General features: G+C 63.7%; 18 protein-coding genes. 14 read left to right on the top strand and 4 right to left on the bottom strand.

The genetic code is table 11. The features are described 5' to 3' along the window. Window positions 1–28: 28 nt before the first annotated feature. From AB2N08_RS05645 to AB2N08_RS05610, 8 genes are all read left to right on the top strand, one after another. A complete protein-coding gene (locus AB2N08_RS05645) occupies window positions 29–856 on the top strand; it encodes an SDR family NAD(P)-dependent oxidoreductase (protein WP_367609655.1) in 828 nt (275 codons plus the stop codon). Window positions 857–1,176: 320 nt separating this feature from the next. Further along, window positions 1,177–1,401 (top strand): hypothetical protein, encoded by a 225-nt coding sequence (locus tag AB2N08_RS05640; RefSeq protein ID WP_367609654.1) that lies wholly within the window; start codon window positions 1,177–1,179, stop codon window positions 1,399–1,401. A gap of 188 nt (window positions 1,402–1,589) precedes the next feature. Continuing rightward, entirely contained in the window at window positions 1,590–1,805 is a 216-nt protein-coding gene (locus AB2N08_RS05635) for a hypothetical protein (protein ID WP_367609653.1), read from the top strand. A gap of 79 nt (window positions 1,806–1,884) precedes the next feature. Then, complete coding sequence (locus AB2N08_RS05630; RefSeq protein WP_367609652.1) at window positions 1,885–2,304, top strand: DUF6572 domain-containing protein; 420 nt, start codon at window positions 1,885–1,887, stop codon at window positions 2,302–2,304. 154 nt (window positions 2,305–2,458) lie between these two features. Continuing rightward, window positions 2,459–2,671, top strand: coding sequence for a DUF7661 family protein (locus AB2N08_RS05625; protein ID WP_367609651.1), 213 nt, complete (start codon window positions 2,459–2,461; stop codon window positions 2,669–2,671). A gap of 66 nt (window positions 2,672–2,737) precedes the next feature. After that, entirely contained in the window at window positions 2,738–4,492 is a 1,755-nt protein-coding gene (locus AB2N08_RS05620; RefSeq protein ID WP_367609650.1) for a serine hydrolase domain-containing protein, read from the top strand. Window positions 4,493–4,539: 47 nt separating this feature from the next. After that, window positions 4,540–5,241 (top strand): response regulator transcription factor, encoded by a 702-nt coding sequence (locus AB2N08_RS05615; RefSeq protein WP_367609649.1) that lies wholly within the window; start codon window positions 4,540–4,542, stop codon window positions 5,239–5,241. Next, window positions 5,234–6,499, top strand: coding sequence for a sensor histidine kinase (locus AB2N08_RS05610; RefSeq protein ID WP_367609648.1), 1,266 nt, complete (start codon window positions 5,234–5,236; stop codon window positions 6,497–6,499). Before AB2N08_RS05615 ends, AB2N08_RS05610 begins: the two co-directional genes overlap by 8 nt. Window positions 6,500–6,530: 31 nt before the next feature. Here AB2N08_RS05610 and AB2N08_RS05605 read toward each other — a convergent pair whose 3' ends face one another. Further along, window positions 6,531–7,280, bottom strand: coding sequence for an AraC family transcriptional regulator (locus AB2N08_RS05605; protein WP_367609647.1), 750 nt, complete (start codon window positions 7,278–7,280; stop codon window positions 6,531–6,533). A gap of 91 nt (window positions 7,281–7,371) precedes the next feature. Here AB2N08_RS05605 and AB2N08_RS05600 point away from each other — a divergent pair, with 91 nt between their 5' ends. The 3 genes from AB2N08_RS05600 to AB2N08_RS05590 all read left to right on the top strand — a co-directional run bounded on the left by AB2N08_RS05600 (window position 7,372) and on the right by AB2N08_RS05590 (window position 9,733). Then, window positions 7,372–8,289, top strand: a complete 918-nt coding sequence (locus AB2N08_RS05600; protein ID WP_367609646.1) for an NADP-dependent oxidoreductase — start codon at window positions 7,372–7,374, stop codon at window positions 8,287–8,289. A gap of 104 nt (window positions 8,290–8,393) precedes the next feature. Beyond that, the gene (locus AB2N08_RS05595; RefSeq protein WP_367609645.1) at window positions 8,394–8,744 is read left to right on the top strand and encodes an ArsR/SmtB family transcription factor; all 351 of its coding nucleotides are present in this window, start codon (window positions 8,394–8,396) and stop codon (window positions 8,742–8,744) included. Next, entirely contained in the window at window positions 8,741–9,733 is a 993-nt protein-coding gene (locus tag AB2N08_RS05590) for a cation diffusion facilitator family transporter (RefSeq protein ID WP_367609644.1), read from the top strand. Before AB2N08_RS05595 ends, AB2N08_RS05590 begins: the two co-directional genes overlap by 4 nt. An 81-nt stretch (window positions 9,734–9,814) precedes the next feature. Here AB2N08_RS05590 and AB2N08_RS05585 read toward each other — a convergent pair whose 3' ends face one another. Both AB2N08_RS05585 and tcdA read right to left on the bottom strand, forming a co-directional pair. After that, the gene (locus AB2N08_RS05585; RefSeq protein ID WP_367609643.1) at window positions 9,815–10,336 is read right to left on the bottom strand and encodes an FKBP-type peptidyl-prolyl cis-trans isomerase; all 522 of its coding nucleotides are present in this window, start codon (window positions 10,334–10,336) and stop codon (window positions 9,815–9,817) included. Window positions 10,337–10,383: 47 nt separating this feature from the next. Continuing rightward, complete coding sequence (gene tcdA / locus AB2N08_RS05580; protein WP_367609642.1) at window positions 10,384–11,277, bottom strand: tRNA cyclic N6-threonylcarbamoyladenosine(37) synthase TcdA; 894 nt, start codon at window positions 11,275–11,277, stop codon at window positions 10,384–10,386. Window positions 11,278–11,363: 86 nt separating this feature from the next. On the opposite strand from tcdA, the gene pdxH reads away from it, so the two are divergent. Continuing rightward, window positions 11,364–12,575, top strand: a complete 1,212-nt coding sequence (pdxH, locus tag AB2N08_RS05575; protein WP_367609641.1) for a pyridoxamine 5'-phosphate oxidase — start codon at window positions 11,364–11,366, stop codon at window positions 12,573–12,575. 15 nt (window positions 12,576–12,590) lie between these two features. Here the strand turns inward: pdxH and msrA are convergent, their stop codons facing one another. After that, window positions 12,591–13,133 carry a peptide-methionine (S)-S-oxide reductase MsrA gene (gene msrA / locus AB2N08_RS05570; protein ID WP_367609640.1) on the bottom strand — a complete coding sequence of 181 codons (543 nt, stop codon included), beginning with the start codon at window positions 13,131–13,133 and terminating at the stop codon, window positions 12,591–12,593. 165 nt (window positions 13,134–13,298) lie between these two features. Here msrA and AB2N08_RS05565 point away from each other — a divergent pair, with 165 nt between their 5' ends. Both AB2N08_RS05565 and AB2N08_RS05560 read left to right on the top strand, forming a co-directional pair. Continuing rightward, window positions 13,299–13,811: a flavin reductase family protein gene (locus tag AB2N08_RS05565; protein ID WP_367609639.1), complete on the top strand. Its 513-nt coding sequence runs from the start codon at window positions 13,299–13,301 to the stop codon at window positions 13,809–13,811. Window positions 13,812–13,903: 92 nt separating this feature from the next. After that, window positions 13,904–15,097, top strand: a complete 1,194-nt coding sequence (locus AB2N08_RS05560) for an acyl-CoA dehydrogenase (protein WP_367609638.1) — start codon at window positions 13,904–13,906, stop codon at window positions 15,095–15,097. The last annotated feature ends 132 nt before the right edge of the window (window positions 15,098–15,229 follow it).

The raw sequence follows: 15,229 nt of genomic DNA, 5'->3' as shown, positions 1-15,229 counted from the left end.
ACTTTAGCATGCGCTTTCATCAATCTAAATGGAAGGCACGACGATGGAGTTGCAACTCGGAGGAAAGAAGGTGCTGGTCACCGGTAGCAGCAAAGGGATCGGCGCCGGCATCGCCCACAAGTTCGCCCTTGAAGGCGCCATCGTTATCGTGCATGGCCGGAACCGCGCCCAAGCCGACGAGGTCGCCCATGCCATCGTTACAAGGGGCGGTCGCGCGCATGTTGTGCTAGGCGACCTGACTGACGACAGCGCCGTGGAGCGCATGCTGAACGAAGCTTCGCAGCATGCTGGTGCGATCGATATCCTTGTGAACAACGCCGGTGGCTCCGGCTCCGTGAAGGAAGAATGGTCGACGACGAAGCCCGCGACCTGGGCCGCGACATATGACCGCAACGTGCTCGCCGCGCTGCGCGTCACTACCCGCGTGTTGCCGGGCATGCGCCAGGCAGGATGGGGGCGCGTCATCAATATCTCCAGTTTGGCGGCCACAATGCCACCAGCGGGCGGCCCCGACTACGCGGCGGGCAAGGCCGCGATCAATGCAATGACGGTATCACTTGCCAAGGCTGTGGCTGCCGAGGGCATTACCGTGAATGCAATTTCGCCTGGCACCATCCACAGCGATACGCTGGACCGCAAGTTCCGTGAAGTCGCCGTGCAACATGGCCTCGACGCAGATGCGCCGTGGGACACGATTGAACGCACCGTGCTGCCCCTGTTCGCGCAGGTGCCGGTCGGTCGCGTCGGACAAGTGGACGATATCGCCAACGTGGCTGCCTTCCTTGCCAGCCCGGTGGCCGGCTATATTACCGGTAGCAACCTGCGTGTGGACGGCGGTCTGTCGCCGGGTTTGTAGCACTTCGAAAGTCAGCTCCACATTCGGTCATACTGGCTGCCAACGCAAACTAGGCCAGCGAACTGCCGTAAGAGCGGTGATGCTTAGGACCGTAGTGCCTTTACGCTTATTTTTCTTCAGCCAAGAAAACAAATCGGCGACCGTCCGCTTTGGGTCGACAGCTGCCTGTCGCGGCCATTGCTGGATTTTCAACCTGGCAACCTGCTATGCTCGGGCGAACGGCCGGGTTCGACCAGGAGCGGACGTTCCTCAACAGATACGAACTAGGGATAACTATGAGTTGGAGAGGTGGTAGCAAGTTGTTCGCGGAAATGTGGCCCTTGATTCAAGCGAATATTCCGAACAATGAACATCGCATCGAATTCACAGCCAGCCTGTTGACGCTGATGGCCGAGAACGACATGGATCCGTATGACATTGAGGACATTCATCCAGATGTTCGAGCAGCGATGCGCGCCTCTGGAATTGCTATTAGCGAGCCAGACCGGTACACCGATGAGCCTACGGAGAGCAAACCAACGAAAAAATGGTGGCAGCTTCGGTAGTCCGCTTTGGGTCGGTTCCTGCCTGTCGCGCCCACCATTAGATTTTCAATCTGGCAACCTGCTAAGCTGGCCTGAACGGCCGGGTTCGGCCAAAAGCGGACGGTCGGCATGCCCACAAAATGGCTGGATAAACCTACGGAGCGGCAGTGATAAACAAAAAGAGCGCGCCAGTCGAGTGGGCTGGGCTCATGTATGAACTTGAAGACGCGCAGGAACACCTGACGGCATTGATCTCCGAAATGAACACGACAGATAACTTTGACGAAGTTGATCTGCGAATACAGCTTGGCCACGTCTTCTCTCATTTGAATCGTGCTTGGCATCGCCGGGATAAAGCCAACGGCCTCAATCAAGAGGAGTGGCAGGGCGCAAGTCAGTTTCCATCCGACTTGGACCCTACATAGGATAAGGCTACGACCGTCCGCTTCGGGTCGGTACCGGCCCGTCAGGGCTATCTCTGGATTTTCAACCTGGCAACCTGCTATGCTGGCTCGACCGGCTGGTTTCGGCCAAAAGCGGACATCCACTCCAATCACCAACAGGTTCCATTTCCTAATTCCGATGACAGTAGAGCAAACTTCAGTTGTAGATATTGCGTACATCGACCAGAAGACGGGAATCGTACATCTAATCGTTACAGACCATCTTCAGTGGGAAGGCGAGCATCTGCTCGTTTTGCAGGAGAAGATCAACTCCTATTTGTCGTTTGTCGAAAACGGTGAAGTCTTCGATACGCTTCCCGGAGCCGAAGGCAAAAACATACAGATTGAGCTGATTACGAAATACAAGCCAACCGAAGAAGCCCTTCACTTCTTTGGACATGTTGAGGCGTTTCTTAGACAGGAAGGCATTGGGTTCGCGCATAAAGCCGGGCCTGACGGATACGAGGCCGCTGAGCTATAAGGTCCGCAATGGGTCGATAGCCGCCGGTTGAGACATTCGTTGACTTCTTCACTTTAGCAACCCACGAAGCTGACGGCATGCGGTCAATTTTGGCCCAGGAGCACACGGTCGTTTCCATAAAGTCTTCCCACCGACCATTACGAGTAACTGCACGATGAAATTCAACATTTACGGCCGCTTCCAAGTAGACGTGCGACGTGAGAATGACTCGTGGGTCGTGTATCGCTCGGAGCTGGGGAAGCGAACGCGGTTGAATGATGTTGTTATCCCGCCGAACTTGGAAACGCAAGAGCTGGCTACTTACCTCGATGACATCTTTCATGAGTTCGCCAAGCTCGGGGAAAACGTTGATGTGCTGCCCCCCTGAGACTTCACCTCGATTTCACCACCCGCAATCTATCTTCACGGCTTGACCACTGTCCCGGCTCGGCAAATGAAGAAGATGCTCACCTTACTGGCCTGCCTATTGATCGCGGCGCCACTGCAGGCCGCAGCGCCAATCAGCCCCAGTCTCGAACCTGACATCGCCCGCCTGCTCCGCGAAGAAGGCCTGCAAGGCGCAGTCTGGACGACGCTGGAGCGTGAAGGCGCCGCCGGCGTACGCGATGCCCGCACCGGCATGCCGATGCGGGTCGATCAGCGCGTGCACGTCGGTTCCATCGCCAAGACCGTGCTCGCTGTCGGCATCCTGCGCCTGGTCAGCGAGCATCGCCTGTTGCTGGAGACCCCCGTCGCCACGCTGCTGCCCCAGATCCGGCTCGATAATCGGTGGAACACCACCGACCCGGTACGCATCCGCCATCTGCTCGACCACACGGCCGGACTGGACGACGTCCATTTGTGGCACGTCTTCAGCCTGCAAGCCGATGCGCATACACCGCTTGCCGCCGCGTTCCCGCCCGGGAGCAGGACGCTGCGCGTGCGCCAGCGGCCCGGCGCCCGCGTCTCGTACTCGAACCTCGGCTACACGCTGCTCGGGATGGTCGTCGAAGCCGTTACCGGCCAGCCCTACGAGATCTACCTGGATGCCGCGCTGCTCGCACCGCTCGGCATGCATGACAGTACCTTTGCCTTCGTCTCCCAGGCAAACGACAGCCGCCTGGCCATGGGCCACTTCGAAGACGGCGTCACGCAGCCCGCGGTGGCGTCGTTCGTGCGGCCCGGCGGCCAGTTCACGACGACCGCCGCCGACATGGGCCGCCTCGCGCGCTTTTTGATGAGCGACGGCCGGCTGGCTGGCCAACCGTTCATCGACACCGCGCTGCTGCAGCAGATGGGGGCACCGGCCGGCACTGAGGCGGCCCGCGCCGGCCTGAGCGTCGGCTACGCGCTGGGCCTGCGCACGGTCGACCGCCACGGCGTCGTCGCAAAATGCCACGGCGGCAGCACGGCAGGATTTCGCGCCATGCTGTGCCTGTGGCCAGGCACGCAGCAAGCCTTCTTCATCGCGCTCAATGCCGACAGCGAGACGGCCGATTACGCCCGCTTCGATGCCTTGCTCGTGCGCGCGCTGATGCCGGCGCTGCCCGTGTCGCCGTCAGGCCCGGCGCAGCAGGCCGCGTCGTGGGACGGCTGGTACGTGCCGGCGCCGAACCGGTTCGACAGCTTTCGTTTTCTCGACACCGTGTTCAACCCGGTGCACGTCAGCCGCGACGGGCAGGCGCTGAAGCTCACGTCGCCCCAGGCCGCGCCGGTCACGCTACAGCCTGTAGGCGGCGCGCTGTTTCGGGCGCCGGACAAGCAGCGCGCGTCGCACGCGTTCATCGTTTCCACCGAAGGCACGCGCATTTACAGCACCGGCACACAGAGCTACGAGCAGATGCCGTTCCCCACTCTGCTGGCGCTGTGGATCAGCGTCGCGGCCGGGCTGCTGGGGCTTGCGTGGATCGTCATTGCATCGCTGCTGCGCCGGGGGCCGCTGGTGCCATGTGCTGGCGCCCTGGCCTTGCTGCTGCCGCTTCCTTTTTTTATTAGCCAGTCGTTCCTGCAGCTGGGCGAGCTGACCATCGCCAGCGGCTTGCTGGCGGTCGTGACGGCGGCGCTGCCGGTCACCATGCTCGCCGGCCTGGGCCTGGCACTGCACCGAAGGACGGTGCGCCGGATGGAGATGGGCGCGATGCTGGCCGTGCTGCAGCTGTGCCTCGTGCTGGCCTGGTGGGGCTTGCTGCCACTGCGCCTGTGGGCCTAGGCTGCACTATACTGATCAGCGATTGCCACGCCACCCGAACCAGATCCATGAACCGTCGCGCCCTGAGCATCCTGGTGGTGGAAGACCACCCGACAATCGCGCGCCAGATCGTGGCGTTCCTCGACGCCCTGCACTGGCACACCGACCACGCCGCCACCGGCCGCCTGGCCATCGACCTGGCGACGCGGGAAGAGTACGACGTGATCCTGCTCGACCTGAACCTGCCCGACATCGATGGCGTGGACGTGTGCCGTGCGATCAAGGCGCAGGCGCGGCGCAACGTGCCGATCCTGATGCTGACGGCACGCGACGCCTTCGAGGACAAGGCCCGCGGCTTTCACGGCGGCGCCGACGACTACGTTACCAAGCCGTTCGACCTGCGCGAACTGGCCCTGCGCTGTGAAGCGCTGGCGCGGCGCGACCGCCTCCATCCCGGCATCGAACTGCGCGTCGGCCGCCTTGTGTTGCTGCCGCGCGAGCGGCAAGCCCGCTACGGCGACACGCCGCTGGCGCTGACTCACGCGGGCTTCAAGATCCTGGCATTACTGTGTTCGACGCACCCGCATGCGGTCTCGCGCTCGGCCCTGATCCACGCGCTGTGGGGCGCCGACCCGCCGGACAGCGACGCCCTCAAATCCCACATCTATGCGCTGCGCAAAGGACTCGAAGCGGTCGGCGGCATGAACCTGATCGCGACGATTCCCCAACTGGGCTATCGGCTGACGCCGGGCGCGGTGAGCGATGTTTAAGTCGATCCGGCATGGCATGTTCGCCGCGCTGGCCGGCTTCACGATCCTCATCTGCATCTGCTACACCGGGCTCACGCTGGTGATCGCGTATGTGACCGAAGACATGCTGGTCGACCGCCTCTTGCAGCGCGAGGCCGCCGCAGTCACGGCGCAATCTGGCGGTAGCGGCCATGCCGGGCCAGCGCAGCATGATCTGATACGCACTTACACCAGCATCGACGCGCTGCCGTCCGCCGTGCAGGCCACCGCGCTGGCTGGCAGCCGGCGCGCCGAGATCTTTACCGACACCGGCCAGCACTACCACTTTCGCACGCTTGACCTGCAGGCCCCCGCCGGCGCGCAACGCCTGTACCTGGTGGCCGACGTCGCGCCGCTGCTCGTCGTGTCGGCGCTGGTGCGTGATGTTGGCGGTGTGCTCATCGGCGTGGCTATCGGCCTGATCGCGCTGGCCCTGCTGCTGGCCTACCTGCTGTCGCGGCGCCTGGTGCTGCCGCTGCAGGTATTGGCGGACGACGTACGAACGCTGCGACCGGGCATGGACATCGCCCCCGGCATACAGCAGCGCCGCGACGAAATCGGCTACCTCGCGCAGAAATTCGCCACCACGATCGCCGAGCTGCATGCGGTGCTCGCGCGCGAACAGGCTTTTACGCGCGATGTCAGCCATGAACTGCGCACGCCGTTGACGATCATGAACAACACCTTCGTCAAGGCAGGCAGCCGGCTGCCAGACGAACACGAGGTGGCGCAACTGCGGGCCGGCGTCGACGACATCGCCAACACCGTCGACGTGCTGTTTGCCCTGGCGCGCGCCGGGCATATCGCCGATGCGCCGTTCGACCTGCGCGGCGCCATCGAAGAGAGCCTGCTGCGGCTGGTAGCCGACGACTGGACCGGCGAACGCTTGACGCTCGACCTGCCGGATCGGCTGGACGTGACCGGTAACCGCCACCTGGCAGCGCTATTGATGAACAACTGCATCGGCAACGCGCTGTTTCACGGTGGCCCGGCGTCCCGGCTGACCCTGACGTTCAGCGCGGGGCGCCTGCGGCTGGAGAACAGCACCGATCCAGCCCGGACTGGCGCCATGCAGGGCTTCCTGCACGGCCAGAATCTGCTGCTGCGGATCGCCGAGGCCATGGCATGGGATGTGGCGTTCGATGCTGGCGAGAGCACCTACCGCGTCGACATCGTGCCACGCCTGCCAGATCAGAATAAATCCTTGCACAACTGTACATCTCGCGCGCGTCGAACTTGAACACCTGTTTGAAGAAGACCGCTGTCGCGATTCATGCGGACGGTTCCAGGAAGGCGCTGGGCGTCGTCGCCGTCACCTGGCGGAACGCGCACGAGAACGATGCCGTGCTGGCAAAGCCGAGTTCGGACGCCACTTGCGCGATCGCCTTGCCGCGCGCGAGGCTGTCCATCGCATGGACGATCCGGGCGCGCTGGCGCCACGCCTTGAAGGTCAGCCCGGTCTCGGCCAGGAACACCCGGCTCAGCGTGCGCACCGAGGTCGCGGCGCGCGACGCGATCTCGGCGACGCTCAGGCGATTGCGCGCGTCGCCGGCCACGACCGCCGCGATGCGTTTGCCGGCCGCGCCGGTGGGCATGGGCAGGAAGGTCGGTGCATGCGCAGTCTCCGTCAATTCGTGAAGCATCAGGCGAACCACCAGTTCGGTCTTGTCGGCGCTCGTCGCACTGTCGAACGCGGCGGCAAGCAGCGTGCGCATCAACGGCGTGATACGCAGCGCAAAGGCGCGGTCGAGCCGCGTCGGCGGCGCCCAGGCCTGCGCCGCGGCCGGGTCCCAATGCACCATCCATAGCTCGGCATCGCTGAGCACCTCGACGTGATGCTGCACCCCGGCCGGAATCCAGACGCCGAGCTGCGGCGGCACGAGCCAGCGGCCGGCCCCAGTGTGGACCTGGACCATGCCAGTGGCCGCGAACGTGAGTTGCGCCTCGTCGTGCGCGTGCATCGGTTCGCCGGCGCCGCGGGCTTTGCAGCCTCGCTGCAGGGTAAATGCGGGGTGGGACATGGTGGCTTGTCGGCGATGCAGGTTGGCGCCACATCGTAAAACGCTTCCTCTATGATCGCAACATCATTTGACGAATCGACAGGAGCGAACAATGCGTGCAATCGTGATCGAGTCGTATGGCGACAACAGGGTAGTGAATGTCGTGGACGTGGCCAGGCCGGCGCCACAGGCGGGAGAACTCCTCGTGAAAGTGCGGGCGGCGGGCGTCAATCCGATCGACTGGAAAATTCGTGACGGCGCCGGGCAGCGCATGGGGATGACGCTGCCGATCCATCTGGGCGGCGAAATCAGCGGCACGGTCGAGCAGGTCGGTGCCGGTGTCGCCGGGTTCAGCGTCGGGGACGCCGTCTTCGGCATCATCAGGGCCGGCGGCTTTGCCGACTATGCGATGGCGCCCGCCGCCGACATGGTGCGCATGCCGGCCGGCCTGGATTTTGTCACTGCGGCTGCCATTCCGCTCGGAGCGCTGACGGCGTGGCAGGCGCTGTTCGACGTCGCCGGGCTGGCACGAGGACAGCGGTTGCTGATCACCGGCGCCTCCGGCGGCGTCGGGTCGCTGGCGGTGCAGATCGCGAAAGCGGCGGGCGCGCATGTCACGGCGATGGCGTCCGGACGGAATGCCGACTTCGTCCGGGGCCTCGGCGCTGACGTGTTCATCGATTACACCGCACAGCCGTTCGAACAAGTCGCGCGCGACATGGACGTCGTGTTCGACACCGTGGGCGGCGACACCTTCCAGCGCGCATTTGCGACGCTCAGGCAGCGCGGCTTCCTGGTGACGTCGGTCGGGTTTCCGACGGAAGAAGACGGGCAGCGTAACGTCGGTGTCGGGCGCGTGTTGTGCAAACCCGATGCGGCGCAGCTGAGTGCGATCCGCGACCTGGTGGAGGCCAGGCAGTTGCAGCCGCACGTGGCGACGGTATTGCCGCTCGAAGCGGTCACGGATGCATTTGCGCTGTCCAAGGGCGGGCGGACGCGGGGCAAGATCGTGCTCGAAATAAGTCCGTAGACAGGCGATAACGCAGGCGGCAAGTCTGGATTCGGAAACACCACGCTTGCCCGCCAAACTGGTTTGGACTAACATGTGAACATCTATTCATATGTTAGAGCTGAATGACCGAACACAACCACGCGCATCCGGCCGCCGAGCCCATCGCCCCGCCACCCGAGGAAGCCATTGGCCAACTGGCCGACCTGTTCCACCTGCTCGGTGACGCGACGCGCCTGCGCATCGTGCTGGCGTGCCTGGCGCAGCCGACGGCCGTGGGCGACATCGCCCATGCACTGTCGCTATCGAGCTCGCTCGTGAGTCACCACCTGCGCCTGCTGCGCGCGGCCCGCATCGTCAAGGCCGAGCGCCAGGGCAAGCAGGTCTTTTACGCGGCTGCCGACGCCCATATCAGCAGCCTGCTTTCCACCATGTTCGAGCACATCGCCGAACCCGCCAATGGAATGGACGCATGAGCCACGACCACAAGCACGACCACCACGATCACGGTCACAAGCACAAGCACGACAGCCATGACCATCACGATCATGGCCACGGTTTCGGTCATCACCATCACCACATGCCCTCCCCCGACGGCAACGGCCGCGCCTTTGCCCTGGCGATCGGCCTGAACCTCGCGTTCGTCATCATCGAATTCACCTACGGCTTCATCGCCCACTCGACGGCGCTGATGGCCGACGCCGGCCACAACCTGTCCGACGTTCTGGGCCTGGTGCTGGCCTGGGGTGCGGCCGTGCTGGCCAAAAGTGTACCGACCGGCCGCTACACCTATGGTTTGCGCGGCTCGTCGATCCTGGCGGCGCTGGGCAACGGCCTGCTGTTGATGGTGGCGTGCGGCGCCATCGCCTGGGAAGCGGTGCAGCGCATCGCCGAACCGGCGCCGGTGGCTGGCGCCACGGTGTCCATTGTCGCCGCCATCGGCGTGCTGGTGAACGGTTTCTCGGCCTGGCTGTTCCTGGCCGGCAGCAAGGGCGACCTGAACATCCGCGGCGCCTATCTGCACATGGCGGCCGATGCGGCGCTGTCTCTGGGCGTGGTGGTGTCGGGCCTGATCATCATGTTCTCGGGCTGGACCTGGATCGATCCGGCGGTGAGCCTGGTCATCGTGCTGGTCATCGTGCTGGGCACGTGGTCGCTGCTGCGCGAATCGGTCCAGTTGTCGATGGCGGCAGTGCCGCCCGGCGTCGATGCGGCCAAGGTGCGCGAGTTCCTGGTCACGCAGCCAGGCGTGGCCGACCTGCACGACCTGCACATCTGGGCGCTGAGCACGACCGAGACGGCGCTGACGGCGCACGTGGTCATGCCGGGCGGTTATCCGGGCGATGCAGCGATCGATGCGATGGTGGAAGGGTTGTGCGCGCAGTTCGCGATTCATCACTGCACGCTGCAGGTCGAGGAAGGCACGACCCATCATCACTGTGCGCTGCAGGGGCATGCGCATTGAGGTGGGCGGGTGACTTGGGTTCCCGCCTCCGCGGGAACCCAAGTTGGTCGCGGGCCAGGAACCCGACTTAAACCGACAACGTTACTTGACGTTCAATAACTCCACATCAAAAATCAGATCCGCATCCGGCGGAATCATCCCGCCGCCCGCGCCGCGCTTGCCGTAGGCCAGCGCGCTCGGGATGATCAGGGTGCGCTGGCCGCCGACCTTCATGCCGGCCACGCCCTGCTCCCAACCCTTGATCACGCGGCCGGCGCCCAGCTGGAATTCCAGCGGATCGCGGCCGTTGTCGAGCGACGAGTCAAACTTGCGGCCACGCTGCTGCTTGGCCAGCGGCTTGTGGAACCAGCCGGTGTAATTGACGACGACATTGCTGCCCAGCGAAGCTTCCTTGCCCGTGCCCACCACGCGATCGACGATCTCGACCTGCGGCGCCTGGGTTTCAGCGGCCACAGGCGGCGCGACCGGCGCCGGCGGCGTGGCAGGCTGCTGCGCTTCCGGCGGCGGCTGGGTCGTTGGCTTGGTGGCGTCCTGTGCGCCTTCCTGGGCCTGGGCGCTGCTCGCTGCCAGGAGCAGGGCGATGACTGCGGATCGACGAATCATGTGTGCTCTTCCATCAAAAGGTCGCAACCGGGCGGTTGCATCTGCACCTATGATAGCAAGGCCGCTTCGGCTTGCACAGTTTGCCCGGCAGTGGCGGCCGCCTGCGACTTGGCATTGGCCGCCTCGGCCAGCCGGCGCAGCACCTGCCCCGCCGTGACCATCCCGAAGGTGGCGGTCACCACCATGCACGAGCCGAATCCGGCGCAATTAAGGCCCGTGATGCCGTTGTCGTCGATCTCGCACGCATCGCCCTCCCCCTCCCCGGCATCCGGATACCGGAGCGGCTCCATCGAGAACACGGCGTCGATATGGTACTTCTGCTTTTCACCGCGCGAAAAACCATATTGCGCGCGCAGCAGCTTGCGCACCTTCTTCAGCAGCGGTTCCTGCTCGGTGCGTGCCAGGTCGCGGATCTCGACCTTGGTCGGATCGATCTGGCCACCGGCGCCGCCCACGACCACGAGCGGCATCTTGTTGGCGCTGCACCAGGCGATCAGGGCCGCCTTCGGCTTGACGCTGTCGATCGCGTCGACCACGTAATCAAAGCCCCCGTTCGCCACCAGCGTCTCGATGTTCTCCAGGTCGATGAAATCCTCGACCAGGGTGACTTTGCAGAACGGATTGATCTCGGCGATGCGCTGGCGGAGCGCTTCGATCTTCGGCATGCCGATGGTCGACGTCAAGGCCTGGATCTGGCGGTTGATGTTCGATTCGGCCACGTTATCGAGATCGATGAGGGTCAGGTGGCCGATGGCGCTGCGTGCCAGCGCCTCGACCACCCACGAGCCGACGCCGCCGACGCCGATCACGCAAACGTGCGCCGCGCGGAAACGTTCCAGCGCAGGCTCACCGTACAGGCGCGCGATGCCGCCGAAGCGGCGCGCGAAGTCGACTTCTTCAATCAGCGTTGCCGCCAGTGGTTGTGCAAGTAGTTGATTCATCCCGATATTGTAGCGGACGGGTCTTTCGCAACTGCACTAAAATAGTCCTTCGATAACCAAATAATTTGCGTGTCTCCAACAGAACAATGACCTCACTCCTGCCCGACACCGCCCCCGATTTCTCCCAGCCGATCGCCGTGCTCAAGCACTGCCACGGCCGCATCCGCAAACAGCTGTCCACGCTTGAAAAACTGTTGCCACACCTGGCCGAACACGGCGCCGACAAGCAGGCGCGCGACGCCGCCGGCGCCGTCGTGCGCTACTTCGAGAAAGCGGCGCACCTGCACCACGACGACGAAGAGCAGGACCTGATCCCGATGCTGCGCGCCACCGCGCAAGGCGACGACGCCGCCACCTTGCAGGCGTTGGCGCCGACTATCCTGCAGGACCACAAGGACATGGACGCGCTGTGGCAGGATCTGCATGAGCAGCTCACGGCCATCGAAGCCGGCACCGGCAAGCTGCTATCCAGCACGGCGGTCGGGCGTTTCGTGGGCAGCTACACGGCGCACATGGACCGTGAAGAAAGCACGATGGCGCCGATGGCGATGCGCCTGTTCTCCCCCGAGCAGATGGCCCGCCTGGGCCAGGCGATGCAGCGGCGCCGCGGTCTGTTGGCGCCTGAAGCGTTCGTCGAGCCGGTAGCGGCAGCCGGCGTTGGCCAGACGGTGGCCGACCTGCGCCAGGATTACGGCCAGGCCAGCCTGAACGAAGACGATGTGCTGGACGATCCGATCGCGCAATTCACGGTGTGGTTCGAGCAGGCGCTCAAAGCGCAAGTCAACGAGCCGAATGCGATGACGCTGGCGACCGTCGGCCCGGATAACCGGCCAAGCTCTCGCATCGTGCTCATCAAGCAGTTCGATCCGCGCGGCTTTACCTGGTACACCAATTACGACAGCCAGAAGGCGCAGGAACTGCGCGCCAACAACCAGGGCGCCCTGCTGTTCTTCTGGAGTGAGCTGGAGCGCCAGATCCGCATCGAAGGCCGCGTCGAAATGACCTCGAGCGAGGAAAGCGACCATTACTTCCGCAGCCGCCCCCTCAAGAGCCGGGTGTCGGCAATTGCATCGCAGCAAAGCAGCCCGATCGCCAGCCGCGCCGCGCTCGAGGCGAACTACGAGGCCGTGGCACAGGTGGCCGGCGACGATCCGGCGCGCCCCGCCAATTGGGGCGGTTTCCGCCTGGTGCCCGAGCGCATCGAATTCTGGCAAGGCCGGCGCTCGCGTTTTCATGACCGCATCGTCTACCAGCGCCAGCCGGACGGCAGCTGGACGCGCTCGCGCCTGCAACCCTGATCGTCATCGTGAACGTTATGCCTTGAGACGGTCGCTGAAGGTGTTACGGAACTTGACTACCTTCGGCGCGACCACGAACGCGCAATACCCCTGTAACGGGTGTTGCGCGAAGTAATTCTGGTGGTACGCCTCGGCCTTGAACCAGGTTTCCTGCGGCAACACTTGCGTGACCAGCGGCGCATCCCAGACCAGCGCCATCTCGGCCATTACCTTGCGCGCCACAACGTCCTGCCCGGGCGACGTGGTGAAGACCACCGACCGGTATTGCGTGCCGACATCATTACCCTGGCGATTGAGCGTCGTCGGATCATGGATCGTGAAGAAGATCTCGAGAATGTCGTGGTAGCTGATTACCGACGGATCGAATTCCAGGCGCACCACTTCGGCGTGGCCGGTGGTGCCGTTGCAGACGGCTTCGTAGGTCGGATGGTCGTCATGCCCGCCCATATAGCCCGATTCCACCAACGTGACGCCGCGTGCTTCCAGGAATACCGCCTCGATGCACCAGAAACATCCGCCACCCAGGATGGCTACTTCGCTGGCTGTTTGCTCACTCATGATTCACCTTGCATTCGCTAGTTGGATAAGCTTAATGTAGCGCAAAGCATGGTTCCCTGCTTTTGCTGACGACATGGCGGGGCAGGCTAGCGCGGGACGGTGGCATCGAGGTGGCATCGAGGTGGCATCGAGGTGGCATAATAAGCGCCACAGTTCAGGATCGCCATGAATACACTTTCCGCCCGCGCCACGACGCGCGGCTTCGATACGACGCATTTCCGCCAGGCGCTGTCGCAGTTTGCGACCGGCGTCACCGTCATTACCACCCGCCTGGCCGACGGCACCTTCCGCGGCCTGACCGCCAGCTCGTTCAACTCGGTCTCGCTCGACCCGCCGCTGGTGCTGTGGAGCCTGGGCGCCGGCGCCAACAGCATGCCGATCTTTTCCGGCAATTCGCACTACGTCATCAATGTGCTGTCGAGCGGCCAGGAAGACCTGGCCATGCGCTTTGCGCGCCGCGGCGAGAACCCGTTCGAGGGCGTCGACTACGAGCTGTCGCGCACCGGCCTGCCGATCCTCAAGGGCGTGTCGGCCTGGTTCGAATGCCACAACCGCAGCCGCTACCCGGAAGGCGACCATGTCATCTTTGTCGGCGAGGTCGAGGAATGCCAGGTGCACCCGCAGCCGGCGCTGATCTTCCACGGCGGCAAGTTCGGCAGCACGGCCAGTCAAAAATGAAAATGCCTGTCGCAGTTTGAAAAGATCGGGCTGCGCCGCGTTTCTATAATGGTTGGGTACTCCCTAACCAGAATTCAGAGACAGGATTTCCGATGACCCGTACCGACTCGCCCAAGAAAGCCACTTTCCACTGGGATGATCCGCTGCTGCTGAATAGCCAGCTGACTGACGAAGAACGCATGGTGCGCGACGCCACCGCCGCCTATTGCCAGGACAAGCTGCGCCCGCGCGTACTCGAGGCATTTCGCAACGAGTCGATGGATGTCTCGATCTTCCGCGAAATGGGCGAACTGGGCCTGCTCGGCCCGACCATTCCCGAAGAATACGGCGGCCCGGCGATGGGCTACGTCGCCTATGGCCTGATCGCGCGCGAAGTCGAACGCGTCGATTCCGGCTACCGCTCGATGATGAGCGTGCAGTCGTCGCTCGTGATGGTGCCGATTTTTGAATTCGGCAATGAAGCCACGCGCCAGAAATACCTGCCGAAGCTGGCCACCGGCGAGTGGATCGGCTGCTTCGGCCTGACCGAACCGAACCACGGCTCGGATCCCGGCTCGATGATTTCGCGCGCGCGCAAGGTCGACGGCGGTTACAGCTTGAGTGGCGCCAAGATGTGGATCACCAATTCGCCCGTGGCCGATGTGTTCGTCGTCTGGGCCAAGGACGACGAAGGCGCCATTCGCGGCTTCGTGCTCGAGAAAGGCTGGAAGGGTCTCTCGGCCCCGGCGATCCACGGCAAGTTCGGGCTGCGTGCCTCGGTCACCGGCGAAATCGTCATGGACAATGTGTTCTGCCCGGAAGAAAACGCGTTCCCCGACGTGCGCGGCCTGAAGGGCCCGTTTACCTGCCTGAACTCGGCCCGCTACGGCATCGCCTGGGGCGCGCTGGGCGCGGCCGAAGACTGCTGGCACACGGCGCGCCAGTACACGATGGACCGCCACCAGTTCGGCAAGCCGCTGGCCGCGAACCAGCTGGTGCAAAAGAAGCTGGCCGACATGCAGACCGAAATCACGCTCGGCCTGCAAGGATGCCTGCGCCTTGGCCGCATGAAGGATGAAGGCACGGCGGCGGTGGAAATCACGTCGATCATGAAGCGCAACTCGTGCGGCAAGTCGCTCGACATCGCCCGCGTGGCGCGTGACATGCTGGGCGGGAACGGCATTTCGGACGAGTTCGGCATCATCCGCCACATGGTCAATCTCGAGGTGGTCAACACCTATGAGGGCACGCATGATATCCACGCGCTGATCCTCGGGCGCGCGCAGACGGGTATCGCCGCGTTCTGATGGTTTGACAGCAGCGTACGCAGAGGCGTAATGCTGTTCATAAAGTCAGCTCCAAAGCCGTCGTTCCCGCCTCCGCGGGAACGACGGTCTGCTTATTCCGCTTGCCTTTCCGTCATCAACACGTCACACGCG

Origin of the sequence: Massilia aurea, from assembly GCF_040790145.1 — a bacterium.
Taxonomy (GTDB): Bacteria; Pseudomonadota; Gammaproteobacteria; order Burkholderiales; family Burkholderiaceae_D; genus Telluria; species Telluria aurea_C.
This window is presented reverse-complemented; position numbering and strand designations above follow the sequence as displayed.

What these genes read in the sequence shown, in the direction of transcription:
- AB2N08_RS05620 (WP_367609650.1), top strand. Translation starts at nt 2,738, where the DNA reads ATGAAGAAGATGCTCACCTTACTGGCCTGCCTATTGATCGCGGCGCCA.
- msrA (WP_367609640.1), bottom strand. Translation starts at nt 13,133, where the DNA reads ATGAGTGAGCAAACAGCCAGCGAAGTAGCCATCCTGGGTGGCGGATGT.
- AB2N08_RS05560 (WP_367609638.1), top strand. Translation starts at nt 13,904, where the DNA reads ATGACCCGTACCGACTCGCCCAAGAAAGCCACTTTCCACTGGGATGAT.
- AB2N08_RS05590 (WP_367609644.1), top strand. Translation starts at nt 8,741, where the DNA reads ATGAGCCACGACCACAAGCACGACCACCACGATCACGGTCACAAGCAC.
- pdxH (WP_367609641.1), top strand. Translation starts at nt 11,364, where the DNA reads ATGACCTCACTCCTGCCCGACACCGCCCCCGATTTCTCCCAGCCGATC.
- tcdA (WP_367609642.1), bottom strand. Translation starts at nt 11,277, where the DNA reads ATGAATCAACTACTTGCACAACCACTGGCGGCAACGCTGATTGAAGAA.
- AB2N08_RS05635 (WP_367609653.1), top strand. Translation starts at nt 1,590, where the DNA reads ATGTATGAACTTGAAGACGCGCAGGAACACCTGACGGCATTGATCTCC.
- AB2N08_RS05630 (WP_367609652.1), top strand. Translation starts at nt 1,885, where the DNA reads ATGCTGGCTCGACCGGCTGGTTTCGGCCAAAAGCGGACATCCACTCCA.
- AB2N08_RS05645 (WP_367609655.1), top strand. Translation starts at nt 29, where the DNA reads ATGGAAGGCACGACGATGGAGTTGCAACTCGGAGGAAAGAAGGTGCTG.
- AB2N08_RS05615 (WP_367609649.1), top strand. Translation starts at nt 4,540, where the DNA reads ATGAACCGTCGCGCCCTGAGCATCCTGGTGGTGGAAGACCACCCGACA.
- AB2N08_RS05610 (WP_367609648.1), top strand. Translation starts at nt 5,234, where the DNA reads ATGTTTAAGTCGATCCGGCATGGCATGTTCGCCGCGCTGGCCGGCTTC.
- AB2N08_RS05600 (WP_367609646.1), top strand. Translation starts at nt 7,372, where the DNA reads ATGCGTGCAATCGTGATCGAGTCGTATGGCGACAACAGGGTAGTGAAT.
- AB2N08_RS05595 (WP_367609645.1), top strand. Translation starts at nt 8,394, where the DNA reads ATGACCGAACACAACCACGCGCATCCGGCCGCCGAGCCCATCGCCCCG.
- AB2N08_RS05625 (WP_367609651.1), top strand. Translation starts at nt 2,459, where the DNA reads ATGAAATTCAACATTTACGGCCGCTTCCAAGTAGACGTGCGACGTGAG.
- AB2N08_RS05565 (WP_367609639.1), top strand. Translation starts at nt 13,299, where the DNA reads ATGAATACACTTTCCGCCCGCGCCACGACGCGCGGCTTCGATACGACG.
- AB2N08_RS05585 (WP_367609643.1), bottom strand. Translation starts at nt 10,336, where the DNA reads ATGATTCGTCGATCCGCAGTCATCGCCCTGCTCCTGGCAGCGAGCAGC.
- AB2N08_RS05605 (WP_367609647.1), bottom strand. Translation starts at nt 7,280, where the DNA reads ATGTCCCACCCCGCATTTACCCTGCAGCGAGGCTGCAAAGCCCGCGGC.